The 23,641-nt window shown below is 63.9% G+C and carries 15 protein-coding genes; 6 read left to right on the top strand and 9 right to left on the bottom strand.

Translation table 11 applies throughout. The features are described from left to right. Positions 1 to 11: 11 nt before the first annotated feature. Complete coding sequence (locus JOE27_RS05465) at positions 12 to 1,187, bottom strand: efflux RND transporter periplasmic adaptor subunit (RefSeq protein ID WP_046785972.1); 1,176 nt, start codon at positions 1,185 to 1,187, stop codon at positions 12 to 14. A gap of 173 nt (positions 1,188 to 1,360) precedes the next feature. Between JOE27_RS05465 and JOE27_RS05460 the strand changes: the two genes are divergently transcribed. Both JOE27_RS05460 and JOE27_RS05455 read left to right on the top strand, forming a co-directional pair. Beyond that, positions 1,361 to 2,062, top strand: coding sequence for a response regulator transcription factor (locus JOE27_RS05460; protein WP_115274598.1), 702 nt, complete (start codon positions 1,361 to 1,363; stop codon positions 2,060 to 2,062). Between the two features lie 6 nt (positions 2,063 to 2,068). Beyond that, the gene (locus tag JOE27_RS05455; RefSeq protein ID WP_115274599.1) at positions 2,069 to 3,367 is read left to right on the top strand and encodes an ATP-binding protein; all 1,299 of its coding nucleotides are present in this window, start codon (positions 2,069 to 2,071) and stop codon (positions 3,365 to 3,367) included. Positions 3,368 to 3,492: 125 nt separating this feature from the next. On the opposite strand, the gene JOE27_RS05450 is transcribed toward JOE27_RS05455, so the two are convergent. Genes JOE27_RS05450 through wecB form a run of 4 tightly spaced genes read right to left on the bottom strand, consistent with a single transcriptional unit; the run spans position 3,493 to position 10,656 of the window. Then, positions 3,493 to 4,332, bottom strand: coding sequence for a DUF4434 family protein (locus tag JOE27_RS05450; RefSeq protein WP_204918147.1), 840 nt, complete (start codon positions 4,330 to 4,332; stop codon positions 3,493 to 3,495). Beyond that, on the bottom strand, positions 4,332 to 7,334 hold the full coding sequence (locus JOE27_RS05445; RefSeq protein ID WP_204918145.1) for a phage receptor: 3,003 nt from the start codon (positions 7,332 to 7,334) through the stop codon (positions 4,332 to 4,334). The genes JOE27_RS05450 and JOE27_RS05445 overlap by 1 nt, the downstream gene beginning before the upstream one ends. Further along, positions 7,331 to 9,505, bottom strand: a complete 2,175-nt coding sequence (gene nrfB / locus JOE27_RS05440) for a cyclic di-3',5'-guanylate-activated glycosyltransferase NrfB (RefSeq protein WP_204918143.1) — start codon at positions 9,503 to 9,505, stop codon at positions 7,331 to 7,333. Before nrfB ends, JOE27_RS05445 begins: the two co-directional genes overlap by 4 nt. Further along, entirely contained in the window at positions 9,502 to 10,656 is a 1,155-nt protein-coding gene (wecB, locus tag JOE27_RS05435; RefSeq protein ID WP_115274603.1) for a UDP-N-acetylglucosamine 2-epimerase (non-hydrolyzing), read from the bottom strand. Before wecB ends, nrfB begins: the two co-directional genes overlap by 4 nt. 188 nt (positions 10,657 to 10,844) lie before the next feature. On the opposite strand from wecB, the gene JOE27_RS05430 reads away from it, so the two are divergent. Together JOE27_RS05430 and ilvA are read left to right on the top strand one after the other, a co-directional pair. After that, on the top strand, positions 10,845 to 11,276 hold the full coding sequence (locus JOE27_RS05430) for a PACE efflux transporter (protein WP_115274604.1): 432 nt from the start codon (positions 10,845 to 10,847) through the stop codon (positions 11,274 to 11,276). Positions 11,277 to 11,460: 184 nt separating this feature from the next. Next, complete coding sequence (gene ilvA / locus JOE27_RS05425; protein WP_080952106.1) at positions 11,461 to 13,023, top strand: threonine ammonia-lyase, biosynthetic; 1,563 nt, start codon at positions 11,461 to 11,463, stop codon at positions 13,021 to 13,023. A gap of 96 nt (positions 13,024 to 13,119) precedes the next feature. On the opposite strand, the gene JOE27_RS05420 is transcribed toward ilvA, so the two are convergent. From JOE27_RS05420 to JOE27_RS05410, 3 genes are all read right to left on the bottom strand, one after another. Continuing rightward, on the bottom strand, positions 13,120 to 14,307 hold the full coding sequence (locus JOE27_RS05420) for a hypothetical protein (protein WP_204918141.1): 1,188 nt from the start codon (positions 14,305 to 14,307) through the stop codon (positions 13,120 to 13,122). 51 nt (positions 14,308 to 14,358) lie between these two features. Then, the gene (locus JOE27_RS05415; RefSeq protein ID WP_046785979.1) at positions 14,359 to 14,838 is read right to left on the bottom strand and encodes a VOC family protein; all 480 of its coding nucleotides are present in this window, start codon (positions 14,836 to 14,838) and stop codon (positions 14,359 to 14,361) included. 121 nt (positions 14,839 to 14,959) lie between these two features. Continuing rightward, complete coding sequence (locus JOE27_RS05410; protein ID WP_204918139.1) at positions 14,960 to 16,579, bottom strand: NADP-dependent glyceraldehyde-3-phosphate dehydrogenase; 1,620 nt, start codon at positions 16,577 to 16,579, stop codon at positions 14,960 to 14,962. A 138-nt stretch (positions 16,580 to 16,717) separates the two neighbouring features. Between JOE27_RS05410 and JOE27_RS05405 the strand changes: the two genes are divergently transcribed. After that, positions 16,718 to 18,319 carry an EAL domain-containing protein gene (locus tag JOE27_RS05405; RefSeq protein ID WP_115274609.1) on the top strand — a complete coding sequence of 534 codons (1,602 nt, stop codon included), beginning with the start codon at positions 16,718 to 16,720 and terminating at the stop codon, positions 18,317 to 18,319. A gap of 6 nt (positions 18,320 to 18,325) precedes the next feature. On the opposite strand, the gene JOE27_RS05400 is transcribed toward JOE27_RS05405, so the two are convergent. Continuing rightward, positions 18,326 to 22,114: a DUF6543 domain-containing protein gene (locus JOE27_RS05400; protein WP_204918137.1), complete on the bottom strand. Its 3,789-nt coding sequence runs from the start codon at positions 22,112 to 22,114 to the stop codon at positions 18,326 to 18,328. Positions 22,115 to 22,427: 313 nt separating this feature from the next. On the opposite strand from JOE27_RS05400, the gene JOE27_RS05395 reads away from it, so the two are divergent. Next, complete coding sequence (locus JOE27_RS05395) at positions 22,428 to 23,576, top strand: hypothetical protein (RefSeq protein ID WP_174141914.1); 1,149 nt, start codon at positions 22,428 to 22,430, stop codon at positions 23,574 to 23,576. Positions 23,577 to 23,641: the final 65 nt, after the last annotated feature.

Raw genomic sequence — 23,641 nt, 5'->3', positions numbered from 1 at the left:
GGGTCAGGCCCTCACTGGCCGTTGTGCTGGGCGATGGGTTGGCTGCCCTGGGCAGTGTCGACCTGGACCTGGTCACCGGCCTTGACGTGTTGCAGGCCCTCGATGACCACACGCTCGCCGGCGGCCAGGCCTTCACTGACGATCCAGCGGTCGCTTTGGGCGTTGCCCAGTACCACCTGGCGCTCGCTGATGCGTGCCTGCGCGTCGACCACCAGCACCTTCGGCACCCCGGCGCTGTCACGCAGGATGGCGCGCTGCGGTACGCTGATGCCTTTGGGCTGTACGGCCTGCTCCAGGCGCACGCGCACGTAGCTGCCGGGCAGCAGGTCCAGGTCAGGGTTGGGGAACTCGCTGCGCAGGGTGATCTGGTTGGTGCTTGGGTCCACGCTGATGTCCGAGAACAGCAGTTTGCCGGGCAACGGGTAGGCACTGCCGTCATCCTGGATCAACGTGGCGCTTGCCTCCCCATTGCCTGCCTGCTGCAACTCGCCAGCACGCAGCGCACGGCGCAGGGTGTTGAGCTCGCGGGTCGACTGGGTGACGTCGGCGTGGATCGGGTCCAGTTGCTGGATGGTCGCCAGTGGCGTGGTCTCGTTCTGCCCCACCAGCGCGCCTTCGGTGACCAGGGCGCGGCCGATGCGCCCGGAGATCGGTGCGGTAACCGTGGCGTAGCCCAGGTTCAGGCGCGCCCGTTCAAGCGCTGCCTTGGCAGCGGCCACTTCGGCGTCGGCCTGAAGGAACGCCGCGCGGGCATTGTCGTACTCCTGGCGGCTGACGGCCTTGTCGTCGACCAGTTCGCGGTAGCGTTGCTCCTGCAAGCGGGCCTGGTACAGGTTGGCCTGGGCCTTGGCCAGTGTGGCGCGGGCGCTATCGTGGTCGGCCTTGAACGGTGCCGGGTCGATCAGGAACAGCACGTCGCCTTGCTTGACGTCGCTGCCTTCGCGGTAGACCCGCTTGAGCACCACGCCCGCCACCCGCGCGCGCACCTCTGCGGTACGCGGGGCGAGAAGGCGCCCGCTGAGTTCCGTGCTGATGGCCAGGGGCTGGAGCTGCAGGGTTTCTACCCGGACCTGGGGTACGGGGGGCTTGGCGTCCTGCTCTTCGGTGTCGTTGCACCCGGCAACGGACAGGGCCAGAAGCGCCACGAGCGCCACGGGGCGCAGGCGATGGATAAGGATGATAGGCATACGGATCTTCCGATGATGACCGGCCGTATGCTAAGGCAGGCAGGGCACGGGTGCCTGTTAATACCTGTAGGAGGTGTGTGAAAAAGTGTGAAGAAAAATCCTGCACTCGTGGGGATTCTATATTCTTGCCGCTACATGCCTGTATTGGCCTCCCTCTGCTCGTACCAAGCCCTATGCCAAACATTCTTCTGGTAGAAGACGACAGCGCCCTGTCTGAATTGATCGCCAGCTATCTGCAACGCAACGACTTCCATGTGCGGGTGATCGCCCGGGGCGACCATGTGCTGGACGCGTTCCGGCAAGACAAACCCGACCTGGTCATCCTTGACCTGATGCTACCGGGTATCGACGGCCTGCAGGTGTGCCGCCTGCTGCGCCAGGAATCCCAAAGCCTGCCGATCCTGATGCTGACGGCCCGCGACGACAGCCACGACCAGGTATTGGGACTGGAGATGGGCGCCGACGACTACGTCACCAAGCCGTGTGAGCCGCGGGTGCTGCTGGCGCGGGTGCGAACCTTGCTGCGCCGCAGCAGCGTCCATGAGCCGCGGCTGGACAGTGAGCAGATCCTGATCGGTGGCTTGCGCATCGACCTGGCCGAGCGCCTGGTCAGTTGGCGCGGCGAAGAGGTGGAACTGTCCAGCGGTGAATACAACCTGCTGGTGGTGCTGGCGCGCAACGCCGGGGAAGTGCTGAGCCGTGACCGCATCCTTCAGCAACTGCGCGGTATCGAGTTCAACGGCACCGACCGCTCGGTGGATGTGGCCATTTCCAAGCTGCGGCGCAAATTCGATGACAGTGCCGGCGAAGCGCGCAAGATCAAGACCGTGTGGGGCAAGGGTTACCTGTTCAGCCGCGTCGAATGGGAGTGCTGAAGCGACATGCTGAAGATTCTGGTGCGCCTTTACCTGGTGATCATCGTCGCCTACGCCGGTGCGCTGCTGTTGATTCCTGACGCCATCGTCGGCCTGTTCCATGACCGCTTCGTGGCCTACAACCTGGACCAGGCCAAAGGCGTGCAGTCACTGATCGTGCGCCAGTTCCGCCAGGCCCCGCGCGAGCAATGGCCTGCGGTGGAACAGGAGCTGGCCGAGGCGTTCGCGCCGCTGCAGGTGACCCTGTTGCGTACCGATCAGGCCAGCTTGAGCGCGCCGGAGCAGGCGCGTCTGGCGCATGGCCTGTACGCAGTGCGCATCGGCGAGTGGGGCTATTACGAAACGGTGCTGGCGCCGCTGGAAGAGGGCTGGCTGGTGAGCCTGCACTCGCCACCGGACCCGCTGGACATCAACGTGCTGTCTTGGGGCGTGACTGTGCTGATCGGCGCCGCCATGCTTGGCTGCCTGCTGTTGTGGGTGTGGCCGCACTGGCGCGACCTTGAGCGGCTCAAGGAAACGGCCAGGCGTCTGGGCCAGGGGCAGATGGCCGAGCGTACGCACATTTCTCCGCATTCGAACATCGGTGAACTGGCCGGTGTATTCGACACCATGGCCGGCGACCTGGAGCGCCACGTCAATCAGCAGCGTGAGCTGCTCAACGCCGTGTCCCATGAGTTGCGCACGCCGCTCACTCGCCTGGACTTCGGCCTGGTGCTGTTGTTCGACGAAGTGCCGCCCACCAGCCGCAAGCGCCTGCTGGAGCTGGTCGGGCACGTGCGCGAGCTGGACGAACTGGTGCTCGAACTGCTGTCCTACAGCCGGCTGTACAACGCCGACCAAGCCCGTGAGCGGGTCGAGGTGTCGTTGCTTGAGCTGGTCGACAGTGTGCTCGGCGGCTTTGCCGAAGAGCTCGACAGCCGTGGCATTGAGTGGGAGGTACGCGCCGAAGGTTCTCTGCCGCGCTTCGTGCTTGACCCGCGCCTGACGGCCCGCGCGGTGCAGAACCTGGTGCGCAATGGCATGCGCTATTGCGATCAGAGCCTGCTGCTGCGTTTGCGTCTGGAAGAGAGCGGTGCTTGCCTGTTGACGGTAGAGGATGACGGTATCGGCATTCCGGTCGAAGAGCGTGAGCGCATCTTCCAGCCGTTCTACCGCTTGGACCGCAGCCGTGATCGCAATACCGGCGGGTTCGGCCTGGGGTTGGCGATCAGCCGGCGAGCCATCGAGGGGCAGGGTGGCTCGCTGACGGTGACGCAGTCGGCCTTGGGTGGTGCACTGTTCATGATTCGCTTGCCAGCAGGTTAGTCCATGGCACCGGCTTCGCCGATGATCGCCGGCAAGCCGGCTCCCACTGGGTTTGCGCTGAGCTTGAGAGCAGCGGGGTACTTGTGGGAGCCGGCTTGCCGGCGATGAGGCAGGTGCAGGCAGTCTCAGTTCTGCTGCAGAACACCCCGAGCCCAAGGCCGGTAGCGCAGGGCAAACACCGCCTCGGCATGGCATCCGCCGGTCAGCTTCGGTTGCGCAGCCTGCGCCTTGAAAGCCTGCCCCGGCCCACTCACCTGGTGAAATGCTTCACGCACCACGCCCACGCGGCAAGGCAAGGCCTGTTCATAGCTTTGGCGCACCAGCGCTGGCAGCCGTCCGGTGCCAGCGCCGTCCTGCCACCAGACGCTCACGCCCAGGCCGGCGAGCTGGTCCAGCCAGGCGCCGTTGACCCGCGGCGCCAGCTTGCCGGCACTGAAGGCACTGATATGCAGCGGTTTGTCCAACTGCCGGCTGAACGCCTGCAACTGGCTGTACAGCGCCTGACGACGGCCCGTGTCGCGAAAGTGCAGGTCGTCCAGCTCCATCGGCAGGTACCAGCCAGCCACCTCTATTTGCCAGTGCTGGCGCACCTGCCGGTACTGGCTCAGGGATCTCCCCAGTTGGGCTTTCCAGTAGCTGCTCAGCCCATCACCGTCGAGTGCTTCGATGCGCTGATAATAGGCCGGGTCCATGTACAGCCCGAGCACCAGCTGCAGGCCTTGGGCATGCGCCTCGCGCAGGCTGTTGGCCAGCCAGCCTTGGGCACCACCGAAATCGCTGTCGCCATAGGCGCTCCACTGCACGATCACGGTCTTGCCGCCCTGGGCCACGGTGGCACGCCACAGTTGCTGCCATTGGGCGGGGCTGACGCTGGCGTCGCGGTTCAGCGGTTGATAGAACAGGCGCTGGTCGGCCACGGCCGGCAGGCTCAACGCAAACAGGCAGATGGCCAGAAAGGTACGCATCAGAAGTTCATCTCCGCGCCGACCAGCACACCATTGGCGCGCTGGTAAAGGTTGCCACCCAACGACTGCTGATACTCGGCGCGTACTTTCAGCGAGCCGCGGTAGGCGTTGTAGCGGTCATCGTCGAACCACCATTGCCAGCGCACGCCCACGCCGGCGCGGGCATCCTGGCGCCAGTCGTTGCTGGGGTCCTGGCTGGAAAACTCGAGGAAGCCATAGGGCATCAGGGTTTGCGGCGAAGTGCCGGGCAATTTCCAGGCATGGCCCTGCTGGTAACGGGACAGCCAGGCATGGTCACCGGCACGGGTCCACCAGGCAGCGTCGAGGTAGAGGAAACGCTCGTTCCAGTCGTCCTCGTCTACCCGCCAGTCGTTGCGCCAGTCGCCTTGGTCGAGAAACGAGGCAGTGGCGCGCAGCAGCAGGTCGTTGCTCGACTCGGCGTTGTGGCGCAGGTCACCCCAGTTGCCACCGACCTTGGCCGGGCTGAGCAGCTCACCCAGGCTCAGGCCGCTGTAGTGCTCGGTGTCGATCTGCCGTTGGTGGTAGAGCTCGGCGTACAGGTTGAGGTTGGCCTGGCCTATCGGTTTGTAACGCAGGCCGACACCGGTGCCCATGCTTTGCGCGTAGTCGCTACGGCTTTGCCCGCCGAACAGCACGCGGCCGTACACCGACAGCGTGCTGCCATTGCGGCTGGGCTCTTCGCCCAAGGCATGGTCCCACATGGCCAGTTGCACGTTCTGCGACTGTGCCCGGCGCGAGCTGCCGCTGCGCACGCCGTCGTCGAGGAACCTGTCGTTGGTCGAGATGCCGGCTGGCGACCAGGTGCTGGCCAGTGTCACGGTGTCACGCCGCGCCAAGGTTTCGTGGGCGCGCCGCTGGCGGTATTTACGGGCATCGAGGCTGCCGTATTCATCATCGCCGTCGACAAGGTCCTGCTCCACATCGATCACCCGGCGCAGCTCGCGGCGCGCCGAGGCACTGTTTTCGGCTTCGTCGTAGCGCACGGCCAGGGTTTCGCCGAGGCGGTAGTCCTCGGGGAAATCGCGGGTGGCGCGCTGCAGATACGGGATCGCCTGGCGGCGGTCGGTCTTGTCTGGCGAGCTGGCCAGGCGCATGCCGTAGTCGGCGCGATAGCGTGGCTGGTCGGGGGCCAGGCGCACCGCTTCGGCCAGCCAGGCAGTGCTCTGGGCGCTGTCGCCGGCCTGTTGTGCGGTGTTGGCGGCTGCGTAGTAGTGGTCGGCGCGCGGGTTGTGTGCCAGTGCCTGGCGCTGAAAGCCAAGGGCGGCCTGCAGGTCACCCTGGCGCTGGGCGATGGCGGCGCCCAGTGCCCAGTCATCAGCGCGGGTGTGCGCAGCGGCGTCCCAGTAGCGGCGGGCGGCTTGCGGGTCGCCCGCGTTCAGCGCGCCGGCGGCGGCGGTCAGGCGGGCGTTGTCGTTCCAGGCGCTGTCCGGCAGGCTGCGCCAGATGGGCAGGGCTGCGGCAGAGTCACCTGCAGCTTCCAGGGCATAGGCCAGTGACAGGCGGTTGCCACTGTCGCCCAGGCGCTCGGCGGCCTGGTAATAGACCACCGCTTCACCCGGCTGTTCAGGCATGGCGCAGCGCCCCAGTGCACGGTATTGCCCGGCTTCGCTGGGGCTTGCCGGCACGGCCTGGCGCACGGTGTCGCATTGCCCGGCCTCGGCCAAGCGGCCGAGCAGTTGGGCACGGCTATTGGCATCCACCTGGGGGATCAGGCTGAGCATTCTGCGGCTGTCCAGCTGGCCGTCCTGGCGAGCATAAAGATTGCCCAGGCGCTGCAGCAGTGAGGGTGTCAGCCGTCCTTGACGCCGGTCGTAGGCCTGTTCCAACAAGGCTCGGGCGCGCTCGTCGTGGCCTTGGCGCACCAGCAGGAAGGTCGCTTGCTCAAGCGCGGCCAGCTCGCCCGTGCGCCGGTAACGTTGCTCCCACTCGGCGGCCGTGCGCGGTTGTGGCGGCGCTGCCGGGTCGCCGTAAAGGCGCTGCTTGAGTATTGCGTAGGCGCGTGGTTCGGCGCCTGCAGAGCAGTCCTTGAACTGTTCGCGGGCAATGTTCGGATCGTGCCGTGAAAGCCAGTCGACCGTTTCCAGGCAGGGCCGCTGCAGCTCGTTGCTCAGGCGCCTGAGCAGCGGCGCATCGTTGCCTTCGCGGGCCAGCTCCCAGAGCTGCTGGCGCTGTTCGGGCTGTTGCAACTGCTCGGTGGGCAGCGTTTGCAGCCAGCGCTGGGCCTGCTTGCTGTAGCCCATTGCGATGGCGCGGTTGGCCATGGCCAGCCGGGTCTGGGTGGCCATCCCGGGGGAAGGCGCGCTTTGCAGCAATCGGGTCAGGCCTTTTTCATCGACCTGCTGGACGTAGGCGTTGGCCAGGCGCTGCCAGGCATCCACCGGCAATTGCCCCTTGTCGGCCAGAGGCTGCAGCTGATCGATGGTGGCGTTCCAGTTGCGCAGTTGCTCGGCGAAATTGGCCCTGGCCAGGCGCAGTACCTGGCCATCGCCGCGTGGTGGCAATTGGTTCAGCCAGTCCAGGGCCCTGCTGGCGCCGCCGAATTTGGCCAGGCTCAGGCTGTAGGCCTGCCACAGGCGTACCCGGTGTGCGCCGTCAGCTGTGGCCAACCAGCCCTCCACCTGGCTGGCCGCGGGTGGGTCCTGCTCGATCCAGGTCAGGCGCAGTTCAAGCAGGGCGTCGGCATGCTCCGTGCCGCTGCCAAGCTGCTCGGCCAGTGCTTCTGCTTCCTTGTAGCGGCGCTGGTGGGCCAGGGCCTCGACCAGCAGCGCGCGCGCTTCGTCGTTGTTCGGCACCCGCCCGAGTACATGGCGGGTCAGGCGCTCGACTTCGCCCCAATTGTCCTTTTTTGCTTCGCGGTAACCGCGCTCCATGAACGGGTAGCTGGTGAACCGCTGGAAATCGGTCATGGGCGCGGCCAGGGCAGGCAGGGCGGTGGTGCACAACAACAGGCCGGTGAGTGTGAGGGTAACGCGCGGCTTCATGCCACCTCCCTGATCAGGTCAAAGGCGGCCTGCTGTTCGCTGGCCTGTTCTTCGAGCGCCTGTTGCAACACGAGCTCGGTGATGATGCCGCGCGCGATCAGGTGTTCGCCAAGGCTCTGCCGCTCGGGATCAAAATCGATCAGGGCCTGGTTGAACAGGGTCACCGGGACCATGCCGCGCACCTGCAGCAACGCACCGAGCATGACCTGGTGGATACTCACCTGCTCGATCAGTTCGGCGTTGTCCTGGTGCCGTTCGAGCACGTCGAGCATCTGCCGGGTCTGGTCTGTCTGCCAGGGGCTGGGGTAGTGGTAGCGCAGGCCCAGGGTCACCCGGCCTTGGGGGGCCAGGCGGCAGCTGACCGGGCGTTTGAGCTGGCGGCTGATCACCCCCAGCGAGACCTGGCTGACCGGGCTCTCGCTGGCCAGCACCAGCGTATTGCCGTCTTCGGCCACCGGCAGCACGCCGTAGTGCGTAGCCAGCCGGCGCGGCAGCAGGGCGATCAGTTGCGGGTCGAGTTTGAACGGGTTGAGCGGTGCCCATGGCAGGTCGAGTTGCTCGGCCAGGGTCTGCACCAGCTGTTCGCTGGTCAGCCAGCCACGCAGCAGCAGCTCGCGGCCCAGGCGCCGCCGCACCGGGCTGGTGATTGCCTGCTCGAGCTGCGCTTCGCTGATGTAGCCTTTGGCGACAAGGCGGTGGCCCAGCGGAGTGCGGGCCGGTGAGGCGATGGCGGGGAACTCGTGGGTGGTCTTGTCCCAGGCCACTCGGCGTGAATCGCCCATCTCCATCACTTGGCGAAGGGCGCGCAGGTTGGCAAAGAAGTTGACGAAGTTGCTCCACATCATCCGGGGGGCCGACAGCAGCCCCTCGCCGATGCCGTAATAGCGGGTGACGAACCAGCCGCGCTGGAACAGGCGGTTGATCAGCATCAGGCCGTTGAGCCAGAGCAGTGTGGTCAGCAGCTGGCTGTCGCTGACGATCGACATGAAGCGCCAGGACTGCGGCGCAATCACCGTAACCAGCCACATGGCCAGCAGCACCAGCAGCAACAGGTTGACCAAAAAGCCCAGCAGGTAGGCGAACAGGCCCCGGCGGTCCCGCCAGAGGAAGTAGTTGAGCGCACCTGTTCGGCTCCAGCCCAGGTTGCTGGTGCCCTGGAACACGATGCCGACGATCCACCGGGACTTTTGCCGGATGGCATGCTGCCAGTCACGCGGGAAGTGCTCGCGCACGCAGATCACCTGGGCGAACTCGCGGCTCATGCCGGGGCGCCACTCGTGCTTGAGGGCCAGTGCAGGGTCGGTGACCGAGTAGCGGGCAAAAATGCACTTCATGCCTTTTTGCTTCAGGCGAAAGCCGATGTCGTAATCCTCGGTCAGGCTCTGGACGTCGAAGGCGATGCCGTCACCGTCTTCGAGCAGGGCGCTGATGGCGCGGCGGCTGAAACAGGTGCCGACACCGGCACTGGGCACCTGGCCGGTCAGCGCTTCGCGGACGATGACGTCCTTGCCGTGGTTCTCGGCGAACTCGTCCACGTAGTGCCCGGCGGTGAAGCCTTTCCACTCCGGCGCATAGGGGTACACCGGGATCTGGATCATGTCCTTGGCGGGCAGCAGGTAGTTGAACAGCCTCAGCTCCATGGGCGAGATAACGTCCTCGGCGTCATGCAGGATGAAGCCTGCGAACTCGATACGTGCGTCGTCCTGGAAGCGCAGGATGGCATCGATGATGTTGTTCAGGCAGTCAGCCTTGCTGGTGGGGCCGGGGCGGGCGCAGACCACCTTGTGCACGTTGGGGTAGTGCAGGCACACGGCATCGACGTCGGCCTGGGTTTGCGGGTCGTTGGGGTAGGTGCCGACAAAGATCTGGTAGTTTTCGTAGTCGATGGTCGAGGCCGCCAGGCGCGCCATTTCACCCACCACGCCCACTTCGTTCCAAGCCGGGACCATGATCGCCAGGGGTTTTTCCGGCACCTCGAACAGGCGCTTCTCGTCGGCCCTGGCGTACTTGTCATAGATGCGCAAATGGCGGAACAGCTTGCGGCACCAGTAGCACAGGTCGATGAACAGGTCGTCCAGGCCGAGCAGGAACATCAGTGCGGCGAGGATGATCGCCAGGATCTTGAGGCCAAACAGTACGTAAGTAACGAAATCGATGAAAGCCAGGCTCATGCGTCATCCCGTTTGGTTACGCTTTCCTCGAACCAGCGGCTCAGGCGCTCGGCGATGATTTCGCTGGCGTGGCCGTCACCGAAGGGGGTGAATACGCGGGCCATGCGCGCGTAGGCCTGGCCATCGTCCAGCAATTGGCTGGTTTCCTTGACGATGCGCTCGGTCTGCGTGCCGACCAGCTTCACCGTACCGCCTTCGAGCACCGACGGCCGTTCGGTGACCTTGCGCAGCACCAGCACCGGCTTGCCCAGTGCCGGGGCTTCTTCCTGGATGCCACCGGAGTCGGTGAGGATGATGTGGGCGCGGTTCATCAGCCATACGAAGTGCTGATAGTCCTGCGGGGCTACGAGGTGGATGTTGTCACGCCCCGAGAGCAGGCCGTAGACCGCTTTCTGCACTTGCGGGTTGAGGTGAACGGGGTAGACGAACTGCACATCGGGGTAGCGCAGTGCCAATTCGGCCAGGGCCAGGCAGATACGTTCGAAACCGGCGCCGAAGTTTTCCCGACGATGGCCGGTGATCAGCACCATGCGCTGATCGTCGTGCAGTTTGTGCAGGGGTGAGTCGGCGGCGGGCTGCCACGCGGTTTCCATCAGGTATTCGCGCATCCACAGCAGGGCGTCGATGACGGTGTTGCCGGTGACCTCGATCTGTTCCAGCGGCACGCCTTCGCGCAGCAGGTTGTCGCGGGCCTTGGTGGTGGGCGCAAAGTGCAGGTCGGCGATCACCCCGGTCAGGCGCCGGTTGGCTTCCTCAGGCCAGGGTTGCTGCAGGTTGCCGGTGCGCAGCCCGGCCTCGACGTGGCCGATGGGGATGTGCCGGTGGAAGGCGGCAAGGCCGGCGATGAAGCTGGTGGTGGTGTCGCCATGGACCAGCACGATCTCTGGCCTGACCCGTTCATAGGCCTTGTCGATCGAGTCCAGCAGGTCACGGGCAAGGCCGTTCAGGGTCTGATTCTGGGTCATTACCTTGAGGTCCTGATCGACGCTCAGGCCAAAGGCGGTCAGCACTTGTTCAAGCATCTCGCGGTGCTGGCCGGTGGAACAGATGTGCAGGTCGATGTCGGGCCACTCACGCAGGACCCTGGCCAGTGGGGCCATCTTGATCGCTTCTGGGCGGGTACCGAATACCATCATGACGGTGTTGGCCATCGTGTTGTTCCTCGTACGATTCCCTGGACGAAGGTGTACGACCTCGCGCCACTTGCAATGGGTAGATACAAGCAGTCAGGTGCCGGGTTGTCCAATGCACGGTTGTGCGTGGCCGGGCCAGGTATTCAGGCTTTTGCTTGCCAGCGGCTTCTAGTAACGTGGTAGGCCTTTTCGACAGGGAGCTGAAGATGCAAGGCAAGGCACGCAAGATCGTCCAGGCCATCCTCTACGAAGCCATCGCCGTGGCCTGTGTGGCGCCGGCACTGGAACTGGCGTTCGGTGCCGGCATGGCCCAGTCGACCGTGCTGTCAGTGTTGATGTCGGGCATTGCGATGAGCTGGAACATGGGCTTCAACTGGGCTTTCGAGCGCTGGGAGGCGCGCCAGCACCAGCGTGAACGTACCTTCATGCGCCGGCTGCTGCATGCCTTGGGCTTCGAAGGCGGGCTGGTGGTGATCCTGCTGCCGCTGGTGGCGTACTGGCTGGATGTCAGCCTGTGGGCAGCGTTGCTCACCAACATGGCGTTGTTCGTGTTCTTCTTCGTCTATGCCTTCGTGTTCCAGTGGGGTTTCGACAAGGTGTTCGATGTGCCGCTCTCGGCACAGCAAGCCAAGTGTTGACACGCCAAGGTACAGCGGGATAAGTTCCCACCCCATGAACACTTTCCCGCATGTGAACGCCATTATTATTACCGCCATTATCAGTTTGGCGGGCTAGCGCGTACGTGCACCGAACCCGCCCTGGAGGCGGGTTTCTACTCTTCGACTCCTGGGCAACGTGAAAACAGCCAAGGAGTTGCACCCGATGACCAGCCTCAACGTCAGCCCCCGTACCCCGCTTACCCCTCAGCAGCTGCTGTCGGAGCAGGTGCGGCGCATCTTGTCTGCGCCGGTGTACGACCTGGCCATCGAGACCCCATTGCAAGCGGCGCCGGCGTTGTCCGCCAGCCTGGGCAACCAGGTATTGCTCAAGCGCGAAGACCTGCAGCCCACGTTCTCGTTCAAGATCCGCGGTGCCTACACCCGGCTGGCGCGCCTGACCCCTGCTCAGCGCGAGCGTGGGGTGATCACCGCATCGGCAGGCAACCACGCCCAGGGTGTGGCACTGGCGGCCTCCCATCTGGGCATCAAGGCGACCATCGTCATGCCGACCACCACGCCTTCGCTGAAAATCGAAGGTGTACGTTCGCGGGGTGGGCATGTGGTGCTGCACGGTGAAAGCTTCCCCCACGCCCTGGCCCATGCACTGACCCTGGCCGACAGCGAAGGCGCTACCTTCGTGCCACCTTACGATGACCCCGACGTGATCGCCGGGCAGGGCACGGTCGGCATGGAGATCCTCCGCCAGCAGCCGGGTGCGCTGGATGCCATCTTCGTGCCGGTCGGGGGCGGTGGCCTGGTGGCAGGGATCGCCGCGTACGTGAAGTACCTGCGCCCCGAGGTCAAGGTGATCGGTGTCGAGCCGGAAGACTCCAATTGCCTGCAGGCCGCCATGGTTGCGGGGGAGCGGGTTATCCTGCCGCAGGTAGGTACCTTCGCCGATGGCGTGGCGGTCGCCCAGGTCGGTGCGCACTGTTTTGAACTGTGCCGGCATTTCGTCGATGAGGTGGTGACCGTCAGCAGCGATGAGCTGTGTGCGGCAATCAAGGACATCTATGACGATACCCGTTCGATCACCGAGCCGTCCGGCGCGCTGGCGGTCGCTGGCATCAAGAAGTACGTGGCCCGCGAAGGCGCACGGGGGCAGACGCTGGTGGCGATCGACTCCGGTGCCAACGTCAACTTCGACCGCCTGCGCCATGTGGCCGAACGTGCCGAGCTGGGTGAGCAGCGCGAGGCGATCATTGCCGTGACCATCCCCGAGCAGCCAGGCAGCTTCCGGGCCTTCTGCCAGGCGCTGGGCAAGCGCCAGATCACCGAGTTCAACTATCGCTACTACCCCGGCAAGGAAGCGCGCCTGTTTGTCGGGGTGCAAACGCACCCGCTGCACGACCCCCGGGAGAAACTGCTGGCACACCTCGCCGAGCAGGGTTACAGCGTGCTCGACCTGACCGACAACGAGCTGGCCAAGCTGCATGTGCGCCATACCGTGGGTGGCCATGCGGCGCCGGGAGCCGATGAGCGGGTGCTGCGCTTCGAGTTCCCGGAGCGTCCGGGAGCGTTGTTGGGCTTCCTGGAGCGGCTGGGCAAGCGCTGGAACATCAGCCTGTTCCATTACCGCAACCACGGCGCGGCCGAAGCCCGGGTGTTTGCCGCGCTGGAGGTGCCCGAGGATGAGCAGGCAGGGCTGCCGCTGGCGCTGGATGAGATGGGCTATCGGTACTGGGATGAGACCGAGAATCCTGCTTACAAGCTGTTTCTTGGGTGATCGGGCGCTGTTGCGATCGAGCGCCGCGCGGGCCGCGCTCGATCGCAACAGCCCAGCAACATCCTGGCCATAGGCCGGCCCGCCTCGACTGCTAGCTCAGCGCTCGCGCATGAAGAACCCGGCCACAAACTTGCGGAATGTCTCCAGGCTCTTGAAGTCGGCGTACCGCTTGAAATTCTCGGCATCCGGTTCCGGCCCGACCGGCTGCTCCAGCAGCGACACCGACAGCACGCGGTCATGGTCGGAGGTCAGCACCAGTTCATCCATCACCTGGCCACCGATCACGGGCCTTCGCATCTGCACCTTGACCCCCTTGCTGGCCATCCAGTCGATCAACGACACCAAGGCCTTTAGCGGTTCACGCTCCTCGTCGCGGTAAACCGGGAACAGGTGAGCGCGCGACAACACCGGCACGCTGGCCACGTGGATCAGCTCGTAGAAGTGACTGCCTGCGCTGGTGGGCGAGTACAGGATCAGCGCCAGCAGCGGCCCTGACACCCGGCTGCCACCCCAGTACAGGTGATGCCCCTGAAAGTCGAAGCCATCCTCACTGCGGTTGTTGAACAGCTTGCGCCCCTTGATCTGCTCGACGCAGTCCAGCAACAGGCCATGGCGGCGATGGTTGCCGAACACGGTGGCTTCGCGCAGGCGGGCCTTGAGCATCATCATGTGCTTCATGTCCAGCCGGGTTTCAAGGTAGTTGCTGGCGGGCACGCGTTCGAGCAGGGGGTAACGGCTGGCGACACTGCGCAGCTCGGCAAACTGCGCGGTGAGATCCTTTTTCAGGTGCGTGGCATACAGGTTCAGGCCGCTGGTTTCGATCCAGGTCAGCAGCAGCGAGAGCAGGCGCTGTTGCTCTCGGCGTTCGTTGCCATCCTGGGCAGCGCCACTGTTTTCGCTGGCCTTGCGAAAATCACCGAGCAGGCGCAGTGGCGTGTCAGGGGCCAGCCAGGCGGCGGGCGGGGCGGGGTCCGCCTCGCGTTCGGCGGCCTCACGCTCGTCTTTGCTGAACGGGCAGCCGGGTGCATGCTCGGCGGTGCCGGGGTTGTTCTTGAGAAACAGTGTGCCGGTGTTGCCATTGAGGGTGACATTGAGCACAGGCAGGGCGTCCTTGCGGCAATCGCAGGCCAGCCACTGGTTGGCGCTGCGCACCTTCATCAGTAGCTGGTTGGCCTGTAACAGGCCGGGGCCAATGAGAGTGCCTGTGGCGAATGCCTGCAGCAGTTCCTCTTCGGCCGGGGTCAGGCTACGTACCTGCGCGGCGGTTTTGTCGATGATTCGCATGAAGCAGCTCCAAGCTACGAGCCACAAGCTTCAGGCAAAGTCGCGCCGCTTTCAACCAGTCGCTTGGTTGCCTGCGAACAGTTTGGCGGCGCGGGCGCGGATTTCGTCGGGGCTGAGGTCTTCTTTGTGGGTAGAGACGAACCACATGTTGCCGAACGGGTCTTTCAACGTGCCGCTGCGGTCGCCGTAGAACTGGTCCTTTACCTCATGCAACGGGGTGGCCCCGGCGGCAATGGCCTGGGCGTAGACCTTGTCACAGTCCTCCACGTACAAGTGCAGGCCAATGGCGACACCGCTGAGTGACTGGCTGGAGGTCAGGCCGCCCGCCATGTCGCACGGGTCGGCGAGCATCAGCGACGAATCGCCGATCTTCAGCTCGGCGTGCCCTACGCGGCCGTCCGGGCCTTCGAGGCGGAACATTTCGACCGCGCCGAAGGCTTGCTTGTAGAAGTCGATGGCCTTGGCGGCATCCTTGATGCCCAAATACGGGGTAATGCTGTGCTGGCCTTCGGGAATGGGGCGGGCTGCCATGTTCGACACTCCTCTGAAATGAATGCGAAAGGGGCAGGTTGCGCCCCTGTTGCATAAAGTCGGTCAGGCAGCTCGAAAATCGACAGCTCAGGTAGATCGTTTGTCTATAAGCAGGGCCCGTTCAGAAGATGTAATCGGTGGTGAGGAACGTCGACTGCCGATTACGGATGATCTCGCTGATCAGCTCCTTGTTGGCTTCCTGGAAGCGGGTCGCGACCAAGGTGCGTATCGAGAACACACGCAGGGCGTCATGCACCGACAAGGTACCCTCGGCGCTGTTCTTGCGACCATTGAAGGGGTAGGTGTCAGGGCCGCGCTGGCACTGGGCATTGAGGTTGATACGGCCCACCTGGTTGGCAAAGATGTCGACCAGGCTGCCGATGGTCTTGGGGTCGTTGCCGAACAGGCTCAACTGCTGGCCGAAGTCGGAATCGAGCACGTAGTCGATCACCGTCTGCAGGTCGCGGTAGGGCACCACCGGTACCAAGGGGCCGAATTGCTCTTCGTGGTACACCCGCATGTCACCGGTTACCGGGTAGAGCAGGGCAGGGTAGAAGAACGAACCGCGACTGTTCCCGCCACCCTCGTTGACCACCCGCGCGCCTTTGGCCGTGGCATCGGCCACCAGGGCGTCGAGGTAATCGACCTTGCCCTGCTCCGGTAGCGGCGTCAGGGCCACATCCGGCTCCCAGGGCATGCCAGGCTTGAGCGCGGCGAGCTTGCGCTGGAACTTGTCGAGAAACGGTTCGACCACGTCTTCATGGACGAACAGGATTTTCAGTGCGGTGCAACGCTGGCCGTTGAACGACAGCGCGCCGGTGACCGCTTCTTCGACCGCATTGTCCAGGTCTACCTGGGGCAGCACGATGCCGGGGTTTTTGGCATCGAGCCCTAGCGCGGCGCGCAGGCGGTGCGGGCGCGGGTGGAGCTTTTTCAGGTCGCTGGCGGCCTTGTGCGTGCCAATGAAGGCGAACACGTCGACCTTGCCGCTGGCCATCAAGGCACTGACCGTTTCGCGGCCGCGGCCATAAATGACGTTGATCACCCCCGGCGGGAAGCTGTCACGGAACGCTTCGAGCAGCGGGCGAATCAACAGCACGCCGAATTTGGCCGGTTTGAACACCACGGTGTTGCCCATGATCAGCGCGGGGATCAACGTGGTGAAGGTTTCATTGAGCGGGTAGTTGTAAGGCCCCATGCACAAGGCCACGCCAAGCGGTGCGCGGCGGATCTGGCCGAGGGTGCCCTGTTCGAGTTCGAAGCGGCTGGAACGGCGGTCGAGGTCTTTCAGGGCGTTGATGGTGTCGACGATATAGTCGCAGGTGCGATCGAACTCCTTCTCGGAGTCCTTGAGGTTTTTGCCGATCTCCCACATCAGCAGCTTTACCACGGCCTGGCGCTGTTCGCGCATGCGCGCAAGGAAGGTTTCGACATGCTGGATGCGTTCGGCGACACGCATGTTCGGCCAGGCGCCGCGGCCTTTGTCATAGGCCTGCACGGCGGCGTCCAGTGCCGTCAGTGCCGTATCAGCATCGAGCAGCGGGGCGCTGCCGAGGATGACCTGTCGCTCGCCGTCACCTTCTTTTAGCCAAACCGGGCTGCGCACGGTGGCCAGCGGGCCGTCCCAGCGCCTCAGTTCGCCATTGACGAGGTAATCGCGTTGCTCCAGGGGTTCACCCAGCTGCCAAGGCGTGGGGACATCCCCGGCAGCAGGGAACAGCGAATCGAGCAGGTGGTCCATGTGTACTGCACCTCACAAGTCTGGGTAGGTGAATCGCTTCAGCTTCGAGGATGCACCCGGCGAAAGAAAAATACCAGTCTGGCTCAATATTGCCCGCAGTGCGCCGATACATAAGCAATCGAGCGCATACGAAGGCCTATGACCCCGTCCAATACCCCACTACCTGATGAACCGCCGCCCACCGGCCAGCTGCGCCGCTTCCTTGGCAGCCTGATGCCGGTGGGCTTCGCCCTGGCCGGGATCGCCCTGTCGGTGCTGCTGGGCCATCTGGACGTGCAGCGCCAGCCTGACGGCCTGATGGCCAGCCCTCTGGTCTCGCCGCTGCTCTGGTTCGCCCTGGCCTGTACGGGCTTGACCAGCCTGTTCCTGGCCCTGATCAACCGCAAGCAACGCCAGCTGCAGCAACGCAATCGAGAACTGCGCAGCTCCCAGGCGCAACTTGAGCGGCTGGCCCACTACGACACCATCACCGGCTTGCCCAACCGCGTGTTGTTCCAGCAGCAACTGGCCGATGCCATTCTCAAGGGCGATGGTCTGGCTGTGTTGATGCTGGACATCGATGGCTTCAAGCAGGTGAACGACAGCCTCGGCCATGCCATGGGCGACCTGTTGCTGCAGCAAGCCACCGCGCGTTTTTTGCAGGAGCTGGACGCGCCTGACCGGGTGTGCCGCCTTGGCGGCGACGAGTTCGTTTTCATGTTGCGCGGCACCCAGGGCCAGGTGAGCCACCAGGTGGCTCACCTGCTGCGCTGCCTGCAACGCCCGTTCGATCTCAATGGCAGTACCGCACTGGTGACCGGCAGTATCGGCCTGGCCAGGTGCCCCCAGCACGGTGAGGATGTCGGCAGCCTGCTGCGTCACGCCGATACGGCGATGTATGCAGCCAAGGAAAGCGGGCGCAACGCCTGGCGCCCCTACCACACCGACATGACTGCCCGCCTGCAGCAGCGCCTGGAGCTTGAGCGCAACCTGCGCCGTGCCTTGCAGGCGAACGAGTTCGAGCTGTGGTATCAACCCAAGGTCGACCTGTTCAGCGGCTGCCTGCAGGGTGTCGAAGCATTGCTGCGCTGGCGGGACCCTGTTCATGGCCTGGTGTCACCGGCCGAGTTCATCCCGCTGGCAGAGCGCACGGGCCTGATCATTCCGCTGGGTGAGCGCGTGTTGGCGCTGGCTTGCGCGCAGATGGCCGCCTGGCGCGACGAGGACCGCGTACCCGGGCCAATGGCGATCAACGTGGCGGCGCTGCAGATCGAACGCAGCGACTATGTCTCCAGCCTGGCCCAGGCGCTGGAGTGTCATGGCCTGGCGCCGAGCCTGCTGGAAGTGGAAATCACCGAAAGTCTGCTGATGGAAAGCCAGCAACAGGCCTGTGAGGTACTGGCCCAATTACAGGCCATGGGCGTGACCACGGCGGTGGACGACTTCGGCACGGGTTATTCGTCACTGGCTTATTTGCGAGCGCTGCCGATCGATCACCTGAAGATCGACCGTGCGTTCATCAAAGACCTGCCGGACGATGACGATGCAGTGGCCGTGGCCCGGGCCATCATCGACCTGGGCCATGCGTTGGGCTTCCGGATCACTGCCGAGGGCATTGAAACCCAGGAACAGTATGACTTCTTGCGCAACGCCGGTTGCGACCAGGGGCAGGGCTATCTGCTGGCCCGGCCAATGCCGGCGGCGGACCTTGCGCGCTGGCTGGCGACCCGTGCCGAGCGGGGCCGCCAGGGCAGTGCCTGAAGCGGCTCAGAGATCCAGCAGCAAGGCCGCCGGCGAGTCTAGCGCCAGATCGCGAAAAGCGGGGTCTGCATCCATGCGTTCGAGGCAGCGCCACAGTGCCTCCAGGCCTGCATCGAAGTCATCGAAATCGGTGATGTCCTCGATCAGCTGGCGCAGCTCTCGCCGGTAGTGCAACGGCACGCGCGACCACAAGCGCAGTCGCTGTGCGCTGGCATTGGCCAACAGCGTCTGGTAGTCGATATCGGATACCAGAAGGTCAGCTCCATGAAGCTGGAAGTAATCCTCAATCTGCTCGCGAATGGGCAGCCCTAGCGCCGGGCTTTCCAGGGCCAAGGCATTGGCGTTGGCCGCGGGCAGGGTGAACCCCTGTGGAAGACGCTGGAACTGGTTCTCGGACAGGTCGATGATCAGCACCGACTCCAGTCGTTGAAGGCCTTGGGGGAGTTCGGTCAAGCCGCAGTTGACCATGAACACCGAGCCGAGCCCTGGAAGGTTCTGCAGGTTCGGCGCGTGGAGCAACGGGTTCTCGGAGAGATCCAGCACCCTCAACCCGTCCAGTCGCTCCAGTGCTGCCTGTGAGCGTGCGTCCCAGCTGATGCGGTTATGTTCAAGGTCAAGCCATTGCAGGTTGCCAGGTACCCGAACCTCTGGAACCGCGGCGAAGCGACAACGGCTCAAGGTCAGGCGCTGCAGTTCGGGCAGGCATTGCAGCCAGTGTGCGGGCAACTCGCTCAGTGCGCTGTTACCGCTGAGGTCAAGGTCCGCGACGTGGTTAAAACCTGCTGGCAGCGTGAGGGTAGCCAAGTCGCTGTTTTCCAGTTCGAAGTTTTTCAGATCCAGGGAGTGGATGCGTTGGCCGGTGGACAGCACACGTATCGAATTTTGCTGCCAGGCGTTGAGAATCCTGCGCACGGCGGGCTGGCGCCGGGGAACGGCCGTTGCCCATCGATCGAGGTCGGTGCGCAACTGTGTCAAGGTGTCTTCACGAATGCGCAATTCTGTCTCTGCAGAGCGCATCGTGTTACGCCAGTCTGCCTGTAAGCGCTCGGCCTGCTCTTGGGTGATGCTGGGGTAGAGCCTGCGCAAGCGCGCCGGCACGCTTTGGTTGAAGAACGGTGAGGCGGGTGCCAGTGGAGTGACAGGTGCGCCACCGCGCAACCTGTGGCGCGGGGTAGGGCGCTTGGCCTGTGGCCCCCAGAGGCGCATCGGCCACTTGCGCCGCTCGGCAGCGGCCAGGCGCTGCGTGCGCTCGCCCAGCGCGCCAGCACTGCCCCACGCGCGCTTGAGGTTTGGTGGCGCTGCGTCGTACAGCGCCTGGTACGCATCGGCATGCACTGGCCCGGCAACCGGGCGTTCGCCATTGAAGACCTCGTAGCCTTGACCCGACCTGAGCAACAGGCAACGCTCGTTGGCCTGTTCGTCGCCGATGGCCGCCAGCACGGTGCCCTTTGGCGTGGCCTCGCGGATCTCAACGCGCAACTGCTGTGGCCAGCCGGAGTACCGTTGCATGCAGGCGAGCAGCAAGCGTTCGCTGTCGCGGTTGGCCAGGCGCGGCTGATACAGGCCTTCCAGGGCACGGACCAATGGCAGATCCCGGGTGATCTGTTCGGCTTCCAGGTGCAGCCAGGCCGGTAACGCTCCTTGCGCTTGCCAATTGGCCAACGCCTCCGGTGAGAGCCGAGCCAGCAGACGCCTGGCAAGCGGTGGGGTCAATGGCGCGTAGGTATCGCACATCCGCTGCTCGGCGGCGCTTGTCGTACGGCCGTAAATACGCGTCAGTGCTGCGCCGTCCAGCTCGGGCATTTGCTTCGCCAGCGTAAAACGCTCCAGCGTATCGGCAAGCAGTGCAGGGGTGGCTTCACCGGCCAGGTGTACTGCCTGCAAACGTGCCCGGTCCACACCACTGATGACCATGGCCTGTTGCAGTTGCGCATCGTCCAGTGCATCCACAGGCAAGCCCAGGCGGCGCACGCACTGGCTGTCGGCCCAGTCCTGAGGTGCCTCGTGTTCCGCGCGCCAGGCGCCTTCGCCGTTGTGTTCCAGCAGCGGCCGGTAGGCCTCGTGGTCACTGGGGTGGACGATCCTCCAGCGTTGGTCGGTGCCGTCCAGGGCAATTTCATAGTGTTGGCCATCCAGGCGGATGAATTGTCTGCCCTGGTGGGTTCGCAACCCTTGCGGGTTGGCTTCAAGTTCTGCAGGTAACTGCACGTTGCTCGCATAGCCCTTAAGGTCTGTACGCCAGAGCCGTCGGCTGCCGTCCCGCAGTTTCACCGGTTCAAGGCTTTCCATCAGCGCGCTGTTGAACAGCCTGGGCAGCACCTTGCCTGCTGCATGCAAACCGCCGATCGCAGCAAGGTTCAGGCCTACCGCCTCAATGTGCTGCAAGGCCAGGTGGCGGTCGCCAATGCTCCAAGCCTGGTAACCCTCGATCACCTCCCCAAGCAACTGGCAGGCGATGACCCCTGTCAACAGGGTGCCAACCCCGGGTATGAAGAAACCTGCAACCATCAGTGCGTCCAGCCCCATGCTTTGCCACTGGGCGATGCGCCGTTGGTGCGCTTGCCTGTCGACCTCTGCGGTAGGCACTGCCACGGCTGCGGCCTCGGCCTTCAGGCGTGCCACATGATCGCCATAGAGGAAAGCCAGCAGTGGCGCCTCGATGGGGGCAAGGGCCAGGTGCAGGTCGGCGCCCTCGCGCATCGACCACCGTTGATCTGCGGGGCTGTTACCTGCGGCGTCGAGGTTCTGGTGCAACAGGTCGAGGAAACGATAGCACTGCAACGATGAGACGTATCGCTGGAAACCCCGTCGGTAATCCGCTTGCAGCAAGTGGGTGGCGAGATGTGCATGCACGCCGGCAAGGCCGGGAAACTGCAGCAGGCGCTGCTCATCACCGGGCAGGTACACCAACAAACCCGCCGTGCCGGCGTCGATGATCAGCACTTCGTGCAGCGCGATGCCGAACAGCGATGGCTGCCAGCAGCGTACGGGGGCCTGCGCCAGCAGTTGTTCAATGACATCACGGCCGGCGCCGGTAATGGTGTGGCGCAGCAAGGCCATGTCGGCGGCAAGGCGCAGGCGGTCACGCAGGGTCGTCATGAAGGCCGCGCGTACAGGGCTTGAGGGCGTTTCGAAGATCGCCTGCAGGTGTTCCTGATAACGCTGCCCAATGTCCAGGTCCCGGCAACTGCGGGCGTAGCCGCTGGGAGCAAGCGGCAGCGGGTCGATACGGTATGACTCGGACGGCAGGTCGATATCGACCAGCGTTTCGCTGTCGCCCAATGTGGTCTGGCCGACGACCGTGGTGGCTTCGAACTGCGCATCACCGTCCAGTACCAGGGCGCTGCCGTGGCTGAACGTGGGCTGCTCTTCGAAGTTGTGCAGGGCGGCTTCGAGCAGGCTGGTCGCTTTGTGGCCGGTGACGTAGGTGCCGAAACTGAACCTGTGTTGAATATGGATGAGCTGGGTACTGCGCAGCGGCACCGACAGTTGGTGCTCGGCCTTCAGTCGTTGCTCGAGCAAGGCTTCGGCGAATTCAGCAACGTTCTGCAGGCCCGCCATGGCGCGCGCCAGTTGGTACTGCGAGTCGTCCAGGCGGCGCTGGCTGGCAAGCACTGCTTCGCGCAGATCGGGTGCAGCATTGGCGAACCATGGCGCTTGACCCTCCAGGCCTTGCTCGGGCTGCACGCTCTCGCGCAAGCGCCGCCAGTGCTCAGGTTGCATCGTTCTGGCCCAGGCCGGTAGCTGTTCCTGGATCAGTTGCTGATGAGGGTTTTGAAGGGCGAAATCAGTCATCGTCGGTACCTGCATGAGAGAAAGAGCCGATAGCAGGCGCCGTTTGCATCGTAGCGGTGAGGTAGTTAATTACCCATTGCAACAATCAATGACCCAACGCGTACAGGAAAGAAAATTGACGTCATGAAATGAAGGCAGGCGATTGCAAAACGCCGCTTGCTAATACGCGAGCTTGCATCTTAAATTGTTACTGAATGTTAGGCCGGCAAGGGGCAATGTTGTCGGATTATCAGTCGCTTACGTCATTGTCTCGAGCAATAACCCGCTTCTCTTCCGATAAGGCCGTTTGAATTCAAAGGACGTCGAAGAAGAAATGAAAGCGCACATGATGGCCATAGCTCGAAAACTCATCTCACCTTCGCTGCGTTACGAGATCAGAACCGTATCAAACGTGTTACGCGACATGCTTGGGCGGGCGTGCTTCTGGCATTGGGAGGTCGCCCGGTTCAGGCTGCAGCAGCAAAGCCCCTACGAAATTCTCTACATCGGCAGGAAGCAACAGCGCGAAATGGCCAAGCTGTTGATAGGCGGCAAAGCGCAACAGCAGGCACCAGCACCCGAGGGCCCGGCGGGCAGCGTGCCCAGCCGCGTAGTAGTCAGTGAGTTACCCACCCTCGGGGCACTGTCCGTACCGCACTACCTGAGTGCCGTCGTACCGCTTGGGCGCTCGCTGGACGATATCACCGCGCGCTATGACAGTGAGTTGCGCCGCAGTATCCGCAAGAACCGACCGCTGTACCAGATGAGGCAAACGCTCTCGGATGACGAAATTGCCATGGCCGACCGTGACCTGCTTCGGCCTTATGCCAGCGCACGGCAAGGCATTCATGCGGCACAGTTTCCCACCGAGGAGGTGTTTCGTTTGGCCAAGGGGGTAGGCCGCCTGGACTTGATCACCTTGGATGGCGAGGTGGTGGCCTGTCACCTGGGTTGTGAGATAACCCGGGCTGGCAAGCGCTACTGGAGCACCTTGCGTTTCGGTTACTGCGAAGCCGTGTTTTCCGATGCCAAGAAACTGCGTGAGGTCAACTCCATCACCACCTACCTGGCGTTGGAGTGGGCCTTGGCCAATGGCTACGACTATTACGACATCGGTCTTTGTCTGGCGCGCCCGGATGACGGGTTACTGAAGTGGAAGCGGCGGCGCGGGGGTGATATCGACTCGCTGGGCAACCACGCTTACATGTTCATCCGTCTACCCAAGACGGGAGTGGCCCAGTTTCTTTGGGACACGCCGCTGTTTGCGGTCGAGGGCAACAAGTTGACGCTGCACCTGGGTTTACCGGAAGGGTCCAGTGATGAAGCGCTTGCAAGCCGCTACCACGAAATGGTGTTTGGCGGCCTGCACAAGATATACCTCTATGGCAATAGAAGTTCGGGTGAGTTGTTTTTCGAGAACTTGCGCGAACGGTATGCCAACTTGAAATCACCGCCCACGATGGAAAGGGTGTTGTCCAACTAACTTAGCGTCAGGGCCGGCCTGGATAAGGACGTCGCTTGCGAGCTTTTTGGCGTTCTTATCATAGG

This window comes from Pseudomonas sp. M5 (assembly GCF_016907075.1).
GTDB lineage: Bacteria > Pseudomonadota > Gammaproteobacteria > Pseudomonadales > Pseudomonadaceae > Aquipseudomonas > Aquipseudomonas putida_E.
The sequence above is the reverse complement of the archived record's forward strand: the minus strand, read 5'-3'. Positions and strand labels throughout refer to the sequence as shown.